The organism is Capnocytophaga sp. oral taxon 323 (assembly GCF_001278825.1).
Classification (GTDB): Bacteria; Bacteroidota; Bacteroidia; order Flavobacteriales; family Flavobacteriaceae; genus Capnocytophaga; species Capnocytophaga ochracea.
Window position 1 is genome coordinate 2,448,040 of the sequence record NZ_CP012589.1, and the last position, 15,036, is coordinate 2,463,075.

A 15,036-nucleotide genomic window follows, 5' to 3' on the forward strand; every position below is an offset into this window, starting at 1 on the left:
GTGTTATTTTTTTCTAAGTTCTTTTTTTATGAGCTTACGACGTTCTTCATCATCTTCTCCATCTATAATTTCTTCGAAAAGTCTACGGGCATACCATTCCAACTCCTCTGAAGGATTATGTAAAGATTCTCTAAAGTTCCGTATCGCAATAATCAAATTTTCTTCTTTGGTTGTTAATTTCATTTGTTTCTTCATTATCGGTTGATGGTAAAAGGCAATCCGCTATAAGGCTTCATATATTCGTCTTCAAGACTCTTTTCGAGCATTTGCTTTTCGAGGTCGCAGCGGTATACTTCCCCTTTTAGGTATTTTTCAATCATTAGTGAGGCGATGGGAGCAGCTACTCGTGCTCCGTAATACCCGTTTTCCACAAATACGGCAATAGCAATCTTAGGGTCTTCTATGGGGGCAAAAGCTACGAATATAGAGTGGTCAGTAAGTTGCATACGCTTGCCATTCACTTTTATAAAGTTTTCGGCGGTACCTGTTTTAGCAGCGATATTAATACCTTCAATTTGGGTACGGCGTGCGGTACCTTGCTCATATGCCATATTCATACCTCTAATCACAGGTTCAAAGTTTTTAGGGGCTATCGTAGTGTGCTTAGCAACGGTATACTCTTGAAATGGAGTAATTTTATTATCTATTTTTTTTACGATATGAGGGGTATAGTAATAACCTCTATTAGCGATGGCTGCCATCACATTAGCAAGCTGTATAGGAGTGGTGAGCAATTCTCCTTGCCCAATAGCGTTAGAGATATTGGTTGTGCCATTCCAGCGACCTTTACCATATTGTTTGTCATACAAAGCAGTATTAGGCACTTTCCCTGCACGTCCCGTCGGTAAGTCAGCACCTAAAAAGCTTCCCAATCCAAAACTTCGTACGTGAGCATTCCACTTGTCCATACCCACTGCCGAAGTGGTTTTCATATCAATAGCACGCTTATAGGTATTCGCAAAATAAGAGTTACAAGAAAAAGCTATCCCGTGTAATAAGTCATTAGAACTGCGTCCGCAGTGGCAACGCATTATACGCCCTCCAAAACGATAACCTCCTCCACAGCTGAACACACTACCTGGTGTTATCACACCTTCCTGTAAGCCTATGAGTGCGTTTATTACTTTAAATGGCGACCCTGGTGGGTATTCTGCTAATAACGTGCGGTCATAAAGAGGTTTAGCAATCGAATCGTTATAAAGGGCTGTGTAGTTCTTAGAGCGTTCACGTCCTACCAATAGAGCTGGGTCAAAAGTAGGTGCCGATATTAACGCGAGAATCTCACCTGTTTTAGGTTCTATAGCTACGATTCCGCCGTGTTTGTGTTGCATCAGCATTTCGCCATAAGCTTGCAAGTTGATGTCTATGGTTAGTTGCAAGGGTTGCCCAGTGATAGGCAAAGTATCCATTGTGCCATTCTTATAGCGTTCAATGGCAGCGTTGTGTTTGTCCTTTTGGAAGAATTGTACGCCTTTTTTACCTCGTAAGAATTCCTCGTATTGCTTTTCTACCCCACTGCGCCCTATCAGTTCACCAGCTAAGTAATAAGGGTTCTTTTTTAGTTCCCATTCATTTACCTCGCTGATATATCCCAATACATTCCCCGCATTGTGGGTGAGGTAACTGCGGAGCATTCGCTTCTGTATATAAAATCCTTGAAATTTGCGCAATTTTTCTTGTAGTACAGCATAATCGTCTTTGGAGAGCTGGTGCACGATTACCGAAGGTTTTTTGCGTGAGTAATCTCTTGCTTTTATGAGCCGTTCCCTAAACTCTTCTTTACTGATTTCAAGGAGTCCACAAAGCTCTAAGGTATCGAGTGTTTTCACCTCACTGGGCACAACCATCACGTCATAGGCAGGTTGGTTCGATACCAATAGTTCTCCATTACGGTCGTAAATATACCCGCGTTCGGGGTAATCGTATACCGTTTCAATAGCAATGTTGTCAATTCCTGTATTTTCCTCGTGAAATATTACTTGTAAGAAGAATAACCGTACTAAGAACACCACTGCCACAAAAAGAATGATAATGGGCAACAGATATTTTCTCATTTCTTATTTTTACTAAACAGATAGATGAATAGCAAACAAACGATGATAGTGAAGATAGATGCTCCTACAATCTTTGCTAATGTAAGAAACAAGTGATTGAAGTTAAAGACTTCTAAGAAATAAAACAGTGTGTGATGCACTACCACCATCAAGGTTGTATAGCTAAAAATCTTGGAAAACGGATAAGCGAGCAAATCCAATTCTTGATACTCAAAATTCTTGCCAAATACCGTTAGTAGTATCGGATTACGCAAATAAGCTATGAGTACACTACTGGCAGCGTGCAACCCTCCCGTATTAGAAAAAATGTCTATACACAACCCTATTAAAAATGCCGCTACCAATGAAGGCATTCTGTTTTCACGATAGGGTAATAACAGTATAAACACTATGTAAACCATCGGATTTACATAGCCCCAATACTCCACATTGTTGAAGATGAGTACCTGCAACAACACTAAGAATACAAATAAATATACATTTCTTACTACTGGGTGACTCATTTTGGGTTCTGTTTTTCTAAGTCAGAAACGGCTGCTCTATCTCTATCTTCAATAATATACACATATTCAAGGTTCGACATATCAGCAAATAGCTTTACATCAATGATATACGTATTATCCTTTTTGCTCTTTTCAAAATGAACTATCCTGCCAATAGGAATTCCCTTGGGGAATATGTTCGACATACCCCCTGTTACAATCGTGTCTCCATTCTGTATAGGGGCTATATTAGGTACTTCTAACAGCTGTACTTTATTCACCTCTCTGGTATCCCAACGCAATGAACCAAAGTGTTGCGTGCGCTTCACCATTGCATTCAGTGCCGACCTAGTATTCAGTACACTTTGTACAGTAGCAAACCTCTCCGAAGTATTCTCTATTATTCCCACAACTCCTTGTGGCGAGAGCACTCCCATATCTTGCTTTACACCGTCTTTCGTACCTTTGTCGATAGTGAGGTAGTTGTTTTTTAAACGGAAACTATTTTTTATCACATTTGCTTTAAGTACCTTGTATTTCAGTGAATCGGTAGTGGGAAATGACACCGAATCTACAAGTGATATATTGCGGATTTGCTGTTCCATCCGTAAGAGTTGTGAGCGCAAAGCTCTATTCTCCTCAGTAAGAGTTTCGTTCTGACCGCGTAAGCTAAAATATTGTGCCCAGTAGTCTGTGAAACTGTAAAGCCTACCCGATACTGCATTCGCTGAGTTTATGTAAGCACTCTGAGGATAATAATTGCTGTTAAAAACCAAACCAATAGCGCATAAGAACAGTGCGAGGAACACAAAAAAATCCCTCGACCTCATAAAGAATTGAATGATTTGGTTCATACCTCTTGTTTCTTATCTCTTACCTCTATCTATCTTTACTTTAATAAAATACTTCTGAATTTGTTAATATTTTTTAGAGTGATACCTGTTCCACGTACTACGGCACGCAAAGGGTCTTCGGCTACGTATACAGGGAGGTCAGTTTTCATAGAAATACGTTTGTCTAATCCCCGCAACATCGATCCACCACCTGCCATATAGATACCTGTATTATAGATATCGGCAGCCAATTCAGGAGGCGTTTGCGAAAGTGTCTCCATTATAGCATCTTCTATACGAAGAATAGACTTATCCAGTGCTTTCACCATTTCGCGGTAGGATACTTGCACTTGCTTAGGTTTACCGGTGAGCAAGTCACGCCCTTGTACCATAATATCATCTGGTGGGGCATCGAGGTCTTCAGTAGCAGCTCCTACGGTCATCTTGATGTTTTCTGCAGTACTTTCCCCTACGTAAAGGTTGTGTTGCGTACGCATATAGTGCACAATATCCGAGTTAAAAATATCCCCTGCAATTTTTACTGACTTGTCGCATACAATACCCCCTAAGGCAATCACCGCAATCTCGGTAGTACCCCCACCTATGTCGATAATCATATTACCCTTAGGTTGCATAATGTCAAGCCCTATACCAATAGCCGCTGCCATCGGTTCGTGTACGAGGTAAATATCCTTACCGTTCACACGTTCGCACGACTCGCGTACCGCACGCGTTTCCACCTCGGTAATTCCTGAGGGAATACAAACTACCATACGCAACGAAGGCGAGAAAAAGCGTTTGCGTAACGCAGGTATACTCTTAATGAGCATTCCTATCATCTGTTCCGAAGCGTCAAAGTCGGCAATTACCCCGTCTTTTAGCGGACGAACAGTGGTGATATTAGGGTGTGTTTTCCCTTGCATTAGCCGTGCTTCTCTACCTACGGCTATAATTCTTCTGGTTGTCCTATCTATTGCTACAATCGATGGACTATCAATCACTACCCTGTCATTGTGAATAATGAGGGTGTTCGCAGTACCCAAATCAATGGCTATTTCTTCTGTCAAGAAATCAAAAAAACCCATATTATTTTTCTTTCTATTATATATTTACCTTATAAATCAGTTATTTAAGTGTTTTGTAGACACTACTTTTTGCGGGTGCAATTTTACGATTTTTTTTTGACCTACACAAATATTCTTACACTTTTTCTTAAAACTTTATAGCTAACCTCTTCTTATCTTGCTGTTTATCAGTTTATATGAATTTCTATTAAATAATGTCTATTCGATATAATATAACATCTTTTAGGTATACGTAAAACTAATTTCTAATCTCGCATACTGTTCAACAATAGCTCACCGACTTTTGAGTAAGCTCCGAGCCCTTATTCATATTCATTACTCATTTTCTTTTCTTTCGCCTCGAAACCCTGTTTTTAACATTTTTAGCGTTGTTGTATAGTATTATTAATCAATTATTTATATACCCTTTCTATACCAATCGTCCAAGATTCGTATAAGCTTCCTATAAGCTCTCTATAAGCTAACCCCACCCAAATTACAGCTCATTTTTTATTTTTTACCTCAATACACCCTTCCGTTTCTCTCCGATATCTTCCGCCTCCTCCTAACAACCCTAATACATCATCTTTGCAGTACACACTTTGCCAAAGTTAATTGCCCGTCGTGCTACGACCTTTGGCAAAGTTGAATAAACTGACAATCCCTCCGCTAGCACGTTTCTTGTAGCTCATACCCCATTTTCTCATTTCCAAATTTCCTCATTCTCTAATTTCCTCATTTCCTCATTTCCAAAATTCTCCTATCTCATTGTTTTTAAGTATTTATCATTAGATAGTTGTATTTTTTTAAGATAAAAACGCATCAGGGCATTGCAGTTTGCTTTTTGTTTTATATCTTTGTAGCGTTAAAAAGAGACAAAAATGAACGATTTTCTTAACACTCAGGAATCCCGAAAGAACAATCGCACTAAAAACATTATTGGAGTAATAGTGGGTGTGGTGTCTTTTATTGTGGTATTTTTAGCAGCATTCTTTACGACGCGCTATCTCACAAGCTCCTTCTTTTCAAAAGCTAAAAACGATTTAGTTACCGATGAAATGAAGAATCAAGTAGCCGAAATGAACCAGCAGTTGCCACAAATAATAGAAGAGGGGGTGCGCTTAGATAGTGTTGCCCTAAAAGGAGAAAAAACTATGGGGTATTATGTAACCCTCTTTAATTTCGATTCCGAAGGAGTAGAGTTCGACGCATCAGCAGCTAAGGAAGCTATTGTACAAAAACTAAAAAGCAATCGCGAGAAGATGCGCTTTTTCATTGATAACAATATAACACTGTACTATTATTACTACGATAAAAACAAAAAAGTTGTAACCGAAATAGAAATAGCCCCATCACTCTACAAATAACTAACGATTAAAAACTAATAACTAAACACTAATGAATATTATCATTGCCATTGACGGCTATTCCTCAACAGGAAAGAGTACTACTGCCAAAGCCGTAGCCAAAGCGTTGGGCTACGTCTATATCGATACAGGTGCGATGTACCGCGCCGTTACTTATTTAGCCTTAGAAAAAGGTTATGTTTCTACCTCGGGCATCGAAGTAAAACCGCTGATGAAAGCCCTGCGAAAGTCGGAAATAAAATTCGTATACAACCCTGAGTTAGGATTTTCTGAAATTTATTTGGACGGTAAGAATATCGAAAACGAAATACGCGGTATTGAAATAGCCAATTGGGTGAGCGAAGTTGCCAAACAACCCGAAGTGCGCACTTACTTAGTAGACCTTCAACGTAAAATGGGGAAAGACAAAGGTATTGTAATGGACGGGCGCGATATAGGTACAACGGTATTCCCGAATGCTGAACTTAAAATATTTATGACCGCTAGCGAACAAGTACGCGCCCAGCGCCGTTATAAAGAGTTACAAGCCAAAGGCGATAAAGCATCGTTCGACGAAGTGCTTGCCAATATCCAGCACCGCGACCATATCGATACTACCCGCAAAGAGTCACCTCTCAAAAAAGCCAATGATGCTATAGTTATCGATAATACCAATCTTACGATAGAGGAACAAGTACAAAAAATCTTAGCATTTGTTAATTGTTAATTGTCAATTGTCAATTGTTTTGTATCTTTGCCCCCGAAATAAAGAAAAGAACTATGTGCGAAAATCAACATACGTGTGGCTGTAGCAATGCCGAAACCCGTCATAATTGGACGAAAGAAGAAATAATGGCTATTTACAATAAACCCCTAATGGAGTTGCTCTACGAAGCCGCTACCGTGCACCGTAAATATCACGACCCTAACTCGGTACAAGTCTCTACACTACTCTCTATTAAAACCGGAGGTTGCTCCGAGGATTGTGCTTACTGTCCGCAATCGGCGCGTTACGAAACCGAAGTAAAGATAGAAAACGCCGATATGATGAGTGTTACTCACGTAAAAGCCCAAGCCCTTCGTGCTAAATCAGCAGGAGCTTCACGTGTGTGTATGGGGGCAGCGTGGCGTAACGTAAAAGATGGTCCCGAATTTGAACAGGTGCTCGAAATGGTGCGCACTATCAATAAGCTGGATATGGAAGTGTGCTGTACACTCGGTATGCTTACCGAAAACCAAGCCAAACGTTTGGCGGAAGCAGGCTTGTATGCTTACAATCACAACCTCGATACGTCAGAAGAATACTACAAAGAAATCATTTCTACCCGTAGTTATGACGACCGCCTCAAAACGATTGACAACGTGCGCAAAACCAATATCACTGTGTGCAGTGGAGGGATTATTGGTATGGGTGAATCACTCGAAGACCGCGCTGGAATGCTCGTAGCGCTTTCTACGCTCAATCCACAACCCGAGTCGGTACCTATCAATGCCTTAGTACCCGTAGAAGGAACGCCTTTGGAAGACTGTGAGCCCGTAGATATCTTCGAGATGGTGCGTATGGTAGCCACCGCGCGTATCGTGATGCCACAATCGCAAGTGCGCCTTTCCGCAGGTCGTACCCAAATGAGCCAAGAAGGACAAGCTCTCTGTTTCTTTGCGGGAGCCAACTCTATCTTCGCAGGCGATAAGCTCCTCACCACTCCTAACCCCGATATCAATGAGGATATGCAAATGCTCGGTGTACTCGGTATGCGTATTCAGAAACCTTTTGAAACACATCCACAGCCTAAAACGGTAGAAGCAGCCGATTCTCAATATCACTCCTTAGGTGAAAACCCTAAATGGACGCGCCCTAACCATAAAATAGAGCGCAACGAAGAAAAGAGGAAGATGGTTAAAATAGCACATTAGTAAATCTGCTAATTTTCTAATTATCTAATTTCCTAATTTTCTAATTCTATGTCCCCCGAAATTCTCAAAGAAATCATCACAACCCCAATGCCCTATGGCAAGTACAAGGGTACTATGATTGCTGATTTGCCTTCCTATTACCTCGAGTGGTTTAGCACCCAAGGATTTCCCAAAGGAAAATTAGGAATGCTATTGGCTACCACTTTCGAGATAAAAACTAATGGTCTACAAGAGATAATAGATAAACTAAAAGAATATGTTAGTCAAGAAAGTTAACGGAAAGCAACCTACCTTTGGGGAAGGTTGCTTTTTTGCTGAAAATGCTACCCTTACCGGTGATGTGCACTTAGGCGACCACTGTACGGTGTGGTATAATGCGGTTATTCGTGGCGATGTAAACACTATTTGCATAGGTGATGACACCAATATCCAAGATGGTGTAGTGATTCACACTACCTATCAAACACACCCCACAACCATTGGCAATCGCGTGTCCATAGGGCATAACGCTATCGTACACGGTTGTACGATAGAAGATGATGTGCTTATAGGTATGGGAAGTATCGTAATGGACGGATGTGTGGTAGAAAGCCATAGCATTGTAGCTGCTGGAGCCGTAGTACCTCCTAATACCCATATAGAAAAAGGGAGCCTTTATGCTGGTGTTCCTGCTAAAAAACTCAAAAATATTACCGATGAACAGAAAACTCTCATCGAGCGAACTGCCCTAAACTATCCTAAATATGCAAGTTGGATAGAAAAATAGATAATATGCTACGTATTGATTATCAGTATTAAGCATATGTTATTTAAAATTATTCTACTATTTATTTGGATATATTCAAAATAATATATACCTTTGCCCCACTATTAGTAAAGGAATATAATAGTAGTAAAGTCTTTATATTTCGTTTGCGATTCCTTGTGAAGTCTGTATTCTTTTTTAGTGTTTTTAATAGTTGTTACCTTTTCTTCACAAGTGAATTAGTTAGTTTTACATATAAAAGTCCAGTGTGCTACACACTGGACTTTTTTTGATTTTATAGTATTATTTTTGTGTATTAGCATAAAAGTAGTATCTTTGCCATTATTTTTAAACTAAGAAAACCGATGAAAAAAATTATTGTAGCTGTAATGCTTATGTTTTTCTCAGCAAAAACATTTGCCCAAAGTGATTTTCCTCAACATCAAGTAAACTTGAATATCTTGAATGTTATATGGTTAGCTTCTGTAGAGTTAGGTTATGAACATTACATAGCTCCTAATCAGTCTATCGAAGGAACTATTTTCTTTAACGACCGCTTTTCTGTATTCCCTAAAAAGAGTGGAGAAAAGTACAGAGCTACTAGTATTCAAATAGGATATAACTATTATTTTGAAGAAGACGGAGGCACAGGGCTTTATGTAAATCCTTTTATCAAACAACGTTTTGGAACATTCTCTGAAGATGGAGTAAAAACACGTTTGGATAGTTTTATTTTAGGTGTAGGGGCAGGTTACCAATGGAATCTCGACGATACCTTTATCATCGCTCCTTTTGCAAATATTGCACGAAACTTTGGTAAACAAGTTAATGAAAATAAGAAGTTCTGGGCTATCGAACCTAACTTTGGTATTAAGATAGGATATAAATTCTAAATCTATTATCTATTAAAAAGGCTACCTTTTGGGTAGCCTTTTCTATTTTATGTCCTCATCACTTTTCTTATACAGAAACTCCATATTCTCTTAGAGCATCGTTTAGTGAAGTTTTCTTATCGGTTGAGGCTTTGCGCTGCCCGATGATAAGGGCACAAGGCACTTGGTAATCACCTGCTGGGAAGTGCTTGGTGTAACTACCAGGAATTACTACTGAGCGCTCAGGTACATAGCCTTTCAGTTCTTTAGGTTCACTGCCCGTTACATCAATGATTTTAGTAGAGGCTGTAAGCACTACATTAGCACCAAGTACCGCTTCTTTGCCTACGCGCACTCCTTCTACCAAGATACAACGCGACCCGATGAAAGCTCCATCTTCTACTATCACGGGAGCTGCTTGCAAGGGTTCTAATACACCTCCTACACCTACGCCACCACTGAGGTGCACGTGCTTGCCTATTTGAGCGCAACTACCCACAGTAGCCCACGTATCTACCATTGTACCTTCATCTACGTACGCCCCTATATTCACATAGCTGGGCATCAGTATAGCGCCTTTGGCAATAAAAGCACCACGACGTGCTACGGCAGGAGGTACTACACGCACTCCTTTCTCATCGTAGTTGTGTTTGAGCGGAATCTTATCGTGAAACTCAAAGATACCCACCTCTACGGGTTTCATATTTTGGATAGGGAAGTAAAGCACAACAGCTTTTTTCACCCATTCGTTTACTTTCCAGCCATCGGCAGTAGGCTCTGCCACTCGCAACTTACCTAAATCCAAGAGGTGAATTACCTCTCTGATAGTCTGTTGTACGATTTCCTCACGAAGCAGTGAGCGATTCTCCCACGCCTCATCTATCATTTGTTTTAAGTGTTCCATTTATCTAATTATCAATTGTTAATTGCTTTTATTGCTTTTTCAAGTGTTTCAATTTTCGCTAACGCATCAGCTTCTTTTTTGCGCTCATTATCTACTACTTGGGTAGGCGCTGAATTTACAAATTTCTCATTAGAAAGTTTCTTGCGCACCGATGCTAAAAAGCCTTGTGTATAGGTGAGTTCCTCTTGTAGTTTTTTAAGTTCCTCTTCTACATTTACAGCCCCCCCGATAGGAATAAAGTATTCATTAGCTTTTACGCGGAAAGACATTGCGCCTTCTATGGCTGTACTCACTTCGGTAATAGCCTCAAGCCCGCCCATTTTGCTAAGTACCACATCAAAACGATTGCTCACTTGCTCTTTGTTTAATACTGAAAGGCTAAGCGGTGTTTTGAAAGGTATATTCTTTTCTTTGCGTACCGTGCGGATACCTGCTATCACTTCGGCAGCAAAATCGAATTCTGCTAATAGTTTTTCGTCGTACGGCTGTACGGTGGGGTAGGTAGCCACGATAAGGGCTTGTTCAGGGGTACGAGGCGCTAAACTTTGCCATATTTCCTCGGTAAGGAATGGCATAAAGGGGTGGAGGAGTTTTAGTAAATTCTCAAAAGCGACTACTACACCCTCGTAAGTTGCTTTGTCCATTGGTTTGCCGTATTCGGGTTTTACCATTTCCAAAAGCCACGCACAGAAGTCGTCCCAGGCGAGTTTATAAATTGCCATTAGAGCATCGGAGATGCGATATTTCTCAAAATGGTCTTCTACTTCGGTGAGTACCACGTTGAACTTGGCATCGAACCATTGCAAAGCGAGTTGAGCAGCTGCAGGTTGTGCTACCGAACTATCCACTTGCCATCCTTTTACCAATTGGAAGGCATTCCACAATTTGTTACCAAAGCCTTTTCCTTGCTGACAAAGGGCTTCGTCAAATAGCAAGTCATTACCTGCTGCCGATGAGAGCAAGAGTCCTACGCGTACGCCATCAGCACCATAATCAGCGATGAGTTTGAGTGCATCGGGTGAGTTGCCTAAGGATTTAGACATCTTGCGGCGTTGCTTGTCACGTACCAATCCGGTAAGATACACATTGCTAAACGGACGCTCACCTTTGTACTCATAACCTGCTACTATCATTCGGGTTACCCAGAAGAAAAGAATATCAGGTCCCGTTACCAAATCGTTAGTAGGGTAATAATATTCAATTTCAGGATTATTAGGCTCTAAAATACCGTTGAAAACGCTCATTGGCCATAACCAAGACGAGAACCAAGTATCGAGGGTATCTTCATCTTGTCGCAAATCGGCTTCAGTAAGATGTGCATTGCCACTCTTTTCTTTAGCCAACACAAGCGCTTCTGCCTTAGTTTCGGCTACTACAAATTGGTCTTTGCCCTCGCCGTAGTAGTAAGCAGGAATTTGTTGTCCCCACCACAATTGGCGTGAGATATTCCAATCGCGTACGTTCTCTACCCAATGGCGATAAGTATTTTCGAACTTTTTAGGGTATAGCTTGATGGTTTCGTCTTCCAATACTGCCTTGATAGCTGGCTGGATAAGGGTATCCATTTTTAGGAACCACTGGTCGGAAAGGCGGGGTTCTATCACGGCTTTGGTACGCTCAGATGTCCCCACTTTGTTAGTATAAGTCTCTTTTTTAGCGAGTAAGTTTTTTTCTTCTAATTCGGCTACTATCTCCTTGCGCACTACGAATCGGTCTTTGCCAGCATAGTGCAAGCCGTAGTGATTAAGGGTTGCATCATCATTGAAAATATCAATGACTTCTAACTGATGTTTGTCGCCCAAAACCTTGTCGTTAGGATCGTGTGCAGGGGTTACTTTCAGGCAACCTGTACCAAATTCCATATCTACATACTCATCTTCGATAATTGGAATCACGCGGTTGCAGATAGGCACAATCGCTTTTTTGCCCTTGAGGTGTTGCCAACGCTCATCGTTAGGGTTGATGCAGATAGCCGTATCGCCAAAAATCGTTTCAGGGCGGGTAGTAGCAATCACGAGGTACTCATTCGTCCCCTCGATTTGATATTTCAGATGATATAAAAATCCTTGACGTTCTTCATAAATCACCTCCTCGTCAGAAAGGGTGGTTTTAGCCTCTGGATCCCAGTTCACCATACGGTGACCGCGGTATATTTGCCCTTTGTTGTACAAATCCACAAACACTTTGATAACCGAAGCCGAAAGTTCCTCGTCCATAGTGAATTTAGTGCGTTCCCAGTCGCAAGAGCAACCCAATTTTTTGAGTTGTTCGAGAATTACCCCACCGTATTGGTGTGTCCATTCCCACGCGTGTACGAGGAACTCCTCGCGAGTGAGGTCGGATTTCTTAATACCTTGTTCTTTGAGTTTTGCCACCACTTTGGCTTCTGTTGCAATAGAAGCGTGGTCAGTACCTGGTACCCAGCAAGCGTTGAAGCCTTTGAGGCGTGCACGACGAATAAGTACATCTTGAATGGTGTTGTTGAGCATATGCCCCATATGGAGTACCCCTGTAACGTTAGGAGGCGGAATCACAATGGTATAGGGCGTACGCTCATCGGGGGTTGAGTGAAAATAGTTATGGGCAAGCCAATAGGCATACCATTTTTCTTCTAATTCTGTAGGATTGTATTTTTTAGGTTCTGTCATATGTGCTAATTTGCCAATTTCTATTCTGACTGCAAAAGTAGTAAAAAAATACCAATTACCAATTTTTAAACTACTTTTGCTCTGTATTACTTTCTTTTTACTACTGTCTTACTTTGGGTTATTTAACTCTTTTTAACAATTCACTTTTAGCTCTTAATCATTAATAATCAACTCTTTGTATACCCTTTCTATAACAATCGTCCAACATTCGTATAAGCTTCCTATAAGCTTTCTATAAGCTAAGTATACTCTCCTACTACCTTCGACTATCTCCGATATTCTCCGAATCCGTACGAATTTTTACTGTATGCTCAGAAAACTGCAATTTTTGCATTTCTGGTATTATTGGCATTATTGGCATTTTGAGTATTAAAAAATTATCCCTATTTTTGCACCTTAATCAGCAGTTCGAAGAGTCGGCAAAATGAAAAAACTCTTACTTCTTACTTTTTACCTCCTGCTCACCTCTTGCGGTATTTTCTACAAGAAAATCACTCCGCCTGAGGTAACCTATCCGTACCAGAAACCTCAAATTACCGTACTAAATGATACGTTGCGGTATTTTCAGGATAACTATATTGCAAAAAATCAACAAGGCTTGTGGGAACTCTACCTTTCAGGAAATCCCTATCAGTTAGGGCTCAATTCGGGCGCACTTACTGAGCCTTTGTACCACCGTCAGGACAGTCTGCTCTTTGTCAAACTCAATCAGTTTGTGCCTTCAGAGCGCAAACAGCGTTTTTTGCGCAAGTTCGTCAAGTGGTTCAATCGAGATATTAATAATTGTGTGATACCCCCTTTCCGGCAAGAACTCTGGGGACAAGCGCAGTACTCCGATACGATTTTTAACTACATAGCCCCTGCTTATCAGCGTACCCTTTACCTGCATTCGGCTCACGATTTAGGGCACGCTTTGCAAGATTTGATGCTCGTAGGCTGTTCTTCGTTAGCGGTTTGGGGCGATAAAACCGAAGATGGTCAGCTCCTCATAGGGCGCAATTTCGATTTTTATCTCTCCGATGACTTTGCTACTGAAAAAGTAGTGCGATTTGTGCGTCCTGACGAAGGCATTCCTTTTATGAGTTACGCTTGGGGCGGAATGATAGGTGTGCTCTCGGGTATGAATCTCGAAGGTCTTACGGTTACTATCAATGCGGGGAAGTCATCTATTCCGCTGAAAGCTCGGACTCCCATTTCCCTCCTCTGCCGTGAAATTTTGCAGTACGCCAAAAATATCGATGAAGCGATTGCCATTGCTAAAAAACGAAAGGTATTCGTGTCCGAAGCTATAATGGTGGGTAGTGCTACCGACGGCAAAGCAGTAATCATCGAGGTATCACCCAAAAAGTTTGGGGTGTACGAAGCTCCTAATGCAGTGCTTTGCGCCAATCATTTCCAAAGTGAAGTCTATAAGAAAGATAAGAAGAATCTCAAACAGATACGCACTTCGCATTCAGCGTATAGATATGCCAAAATGCAGGAGTTCCTAACAGAAGAACCTAAGCTGAACCCCTCTAAAATAGCTACACTCCTCCGCAGTACCGAAGGCTTACACGCCGATTCCATAGGCTATGGCAATGAGAAAGCGCTCAACCAGCTATTGGCACATCACGCAGTGATTTTTAAACCTCAAGAACGTTTGGTATGGGTATCGACAGCTCCTTATCAGTTGGGCACTTTTGTAGCCTATGATTTAAAGCAGATATTTGCTACCAAAGCTTATCCGTCGCACAGTCCTTATCCTCAAACTTCCTTAAATATTCCGCCCGACCCTTTTATGTACACCCAAGCGTTTAAGGATTACGAAGCGTATAGGGTATTAGAGCAACAGATAGAAACACATTTGCGCGAACATACCCCTATTGTAATAGATGAAGTAAAGCCCATAACAAGTCTCAACCCGCATTATTGGAAAGCCTATTATTTATTAGGGCGAGCTTATCAAACACAAGGTAACAAAGAAACCGCACACCAACTCTTCCAAAAAGCCCTCCAATGCGAAATACCGTATAGTGAAGAACGAGAAAAGATTCAAAAGTTAGTCAATAAAAATTAGTAATGTGAATCAAGGTTTGAGAAATGATTGTCTCTGATTTACAATTTCATAGTCGTTTTTGCGTCACATCTCCCCCTTTGGAGGAAGCCAGCGAAAGCTGGGTATGTGTAAGGGGGGA

14 protein-coding genes are annotated in these 15,036 nt (G+C 41.0%); 7 read left to right on the forward strand and 7 right to left on the reverse strand.

All coding sequences use genetic code 11. From position 1 onward, the window contains the following. Window positions 1-3 precede the first annotated feature (3 nt). Genes AM608_RS10645 through AM608_RS10665 form a run of 5 tightly spaced genes read right to left on the reverse strand, consistent with a single transcriptional unit; the run spans window position 4 to window position 4,454 of the window. On the reverse strand, window positions 4-195 hold the full coding sequence (locus AM608_RS10645; RefSeq protein ID WP_053581728.1) for a hypothetical protein: 192 nt from the start codon (window positions 193-195) through the stop codon (window positions 4-6). Further along, window positions 195-2,054: a penicillin-binding protein 2 gene (gene mrdA / locus AM608_RS10650; protein WP_053581729.1), complete on the reverse strand. Its 1,860-nt coding sequence runs from the start codon at window positions 2,052-2,054 to the stop codon at window positions 195-197. Before mrdA ends, AM608_RS10645 begins: the two co-directional genes overlap by 1 nt. After that, complete coding sequence (gene mreD, locus AM608_RS10655; protein ID WP_009411304.1) at window positions 2,051-2,557, reverse strand: rod shape-determining protein MreD; 507 nt, start codon at window positions 2,555-2,557, stop codon at window positions 2,051-2,053. Before mreD ends, mrdA begins: the two co-directional genes overlap by 4 nt. After that, entirely contained in the window at window positions 2,554-3,390 is an 837-nt protein-coding gene (mreC, locus tag AM608_RS10660; RefSeq protein WP_002675472.1) for a rod shape-determining protein MreC, read from the reverse strand. The genes mreD and mreC overlap by 4 nt, the downstream gene beginning before the upstream one ends. A 35-nt stretch (window positions 3,391-3,425) precedes the next feature. Continuing rightward, window positions 3,426-4,454: a rod shape-determining protein gene (locus AM608_RS10665; RefSeq protein ID WP_002675473.1), complete on the reverse strand. Its 1,029-nt coding sequence runs from the start codon at window positions 4,452-4,454 to the stop codon at window positions 3,426-3,428. An 860-nt stretch (window positions 4,455-5,314) separates the two neighbouring features. Here AM608_RS10665 and AM608_RS10670 point away from each other — a divergent pair. From AM608_RS10670 to AM608_RS10695, 6 genes are all read left to right on the forward strand, one after another. Continuing rightward, the gene (locus tag AM608_RS10670) at window positions 5,315-5,800 is read left to right on the forward strand and encodes a hypothetical protein (protein ID WP_053581730.1); all 486 of its coding nucleotides are present in this window, start codon (window positions 5,315-5,317) and stop codon (window positions 5,798-5,800) included. A gap of 31 nt (window positions 5,801-5,831) precedes the next feature. Beyond that, a complete protein-coding gene (cmk, locus tag AM608_RS10675) occupies window positions 5,832-6,506 on the forward strand; it encodes a (d)CMP kinase (protein ID WP_002675478.1) in 675 nt (224 codons plus the stop codon). A gap of 53 nt (window positions 6,507-6,559) precedes the next feature. Then, window positions 6,560-7,693, forward strand: a complete 1,134-nt coding sequence (gene bioB, locus AM608_RS10680) for a biotin synthase BioB (RefSeq protein WP_053581731.1) — start codon at window positions 6,560-6,562, stop codon at window positions 7,691-7,693. A gap of 48 nt (window positions 7,694-7,741) precedes the next feature. After that, window positions 7,742-7,969, forward strand: coding sequence for a DUF3820 family protein (locus AM608_RS10685; protein ID WP_009414122.1), 228 nt, complete (start codon window positions 7,742-7,744; stop codon window positions 7,967-7,969). Beyond that, on the forward strand, window positions 7,950-8,459 hold the full coding sequence (locus AM608_RS10690) for a gamma carbonic anhydrase family protein (protein WP_053581732.1): 510 nt from the start codon (window positions 7,950-7,952) through the stop codon (window positions 8,457-8,459). Before AM608_RS10685 ends, AM608_RS10690 begins: the two co-directional genes overlap by 20 nt. A 344-nt stretch (window positions 8,460-8,803) precedes the next feature. Continuing rightward, window positions 8,804-9,331 carry a DUF3575 domain-containing protein gene (locus tag AM608_RS10695; protein ID WP_009411308.1) on the forward strand — a complete coding sequence of 176 codons (528 nt, stop codon included), beginning with the start codon at window positions 8,804-8,806 and terminating at the stop codon, window positions 9,329-9,331. Between the two features lie 67 nt (window positions 9,332-9,398). Here the strand turns inward: AM608_RS10695 and AM608_RS10700 are convergent, their stop codons facing one another. Both AM608_RS10700 and AM608_RS10705 read right to left on the reverse strand, forming a co-directional pair. Continuing rightward, window positions 9,399-10,214: a 2,3,4,5-tetrahydropyridine-2,6-dicarboxylate N-succinyltransferase gene (locus AM608_RS10700; protein WP_016479662.1), complete on the reverse strand. Its 816-nt coding sequence runs from the start codon at window positions 10,212-10,214 to the stop codon at window positions 9,399-9,401. Between the two features lie 11 nt (window positions 10,215-10,225). Continuing rightward, window positions 10,226-12,862 (reverse strand): valine--tRNA ligase, encoded by a 2,637-nt coding sequence (locus tag AM608_RS10705; protein WP_053581733.1) that lies wholly within the window; start codon window positions 12,860-12,862, stop codon window positions 10,226-10,228. A 424-nt stretch (window positions 12,863-13,286) separates the two neighbouring features. On the opposite strand from AM608_RS10705, the gene AM608_RS10710 reads away from it, so the two are divergent. Further along, complete coding sequence (locus AM608_RS10710) at window positions 13,287-14,918, forward strand: C45 family autoproteolytic acyltransferase/hydolase (protein WP_053581734.1); 1,632 nt, start codon at window positions 13,287-13,289, stop codon at window positions 14,916-14,918. Window positions 14,919-15,036 lie beyond the last annotated feature (118 nt).

Bases quoted from the DNA above. Each gene is read 5' to 3' on its own strand.
- AM608_RS10645 (WP_053581728.1), bottom strand. From the start codon at position 195: ATGAAGAAACAAATGAAATTAACAACCAAAGAAGAAAATTTGATTATT.
- mrdA (WP_053581729.1), bottom strand. From the start codon at position 2,054: ATGAGAAAATATCTGTTGCCCATTATCATTCTTTTTGTGGCAGTGGTG.
- mreD (WP_009411304.1), bottom strand. From the start codon at position 2,557: ATGAGTCACCCAGTAGTAAGAAATGTATATTTATTTGTATTCTTAGTG.
- mreC (WP_002675472.1), bottom strand. From the start codon at position 3,390: ATGAACCAAATCATTCAATTCTTTATGAGGTCGAGGGATTTTTTTGTG.
- AM608_RS10665 (WP_002675473.1), bottom strand. From the start codon at position 4,454: ATGGGTTTTTTTGATTTCTTGACAGAAGAAATAGCCATTGATTTGGGT.
- AM608_RS10670 (WP_053581730.1), top strand. From the start codon at position 5,315: ATGAACGATTTTCTTAACACTCAGGAATCCCGAAAGAACAATCGCACT.
- cmk (WP_002675478.1), top strand. From the start codon at position 5,832: ATGAATATTATCATTGCCATTGACGGCTATTCCTCAACAGGAAAGAGT.
- bioB (WP_053581731.1), top strand. From the start codon at position 6,560: ATGTGCGAAAATCAACATACGTGTGGCTGTAGCAATGCCGAAACCCGT.
- AM608_RS10685 (WP_009414122.1), top strand. From the start codon at position 7,742: ATGTCCCCCGAAATTCTCAAAGAAATCATCACAACCCCAATGCCCTAT.
- AM608_RS10690 (WP_053581732.1), top strand. From the start codon at position 7,950: ATGTTAGTCAAGAAAGTTAACGGAAAGCAACCTACCTTTGGGGAAGGT.
- AM608_RS10695 (WP_009411308.1), top strand. From the start codon at position 8,804: ATGAAAAAAATTATTGTAGCTGTAATGCTTATGTTTTTCTCAGCAAAA.
- AM608_RS10700 (WP_016479662.1), bottom strand. From the start codon at position 10,214: ATGGAACACTTAAAACAAATGATAGATGAGGCGTGGGAGAATCGCTCA.
- AM608_RS10705 (WP_053581733.1), bottom strand. From the start codon at position 12,862: ATGACAGAACCTAAAAAATACAATCCTACAGAATTAGAAGAAAAATGG.
- AM608_RS10710 (WP_053581734.1), top strand. From the start codon at position 13,287: ATGAAAAAACTCTTACTTCTTACTTTTTACCTCCTGCTCACCTCTTGC.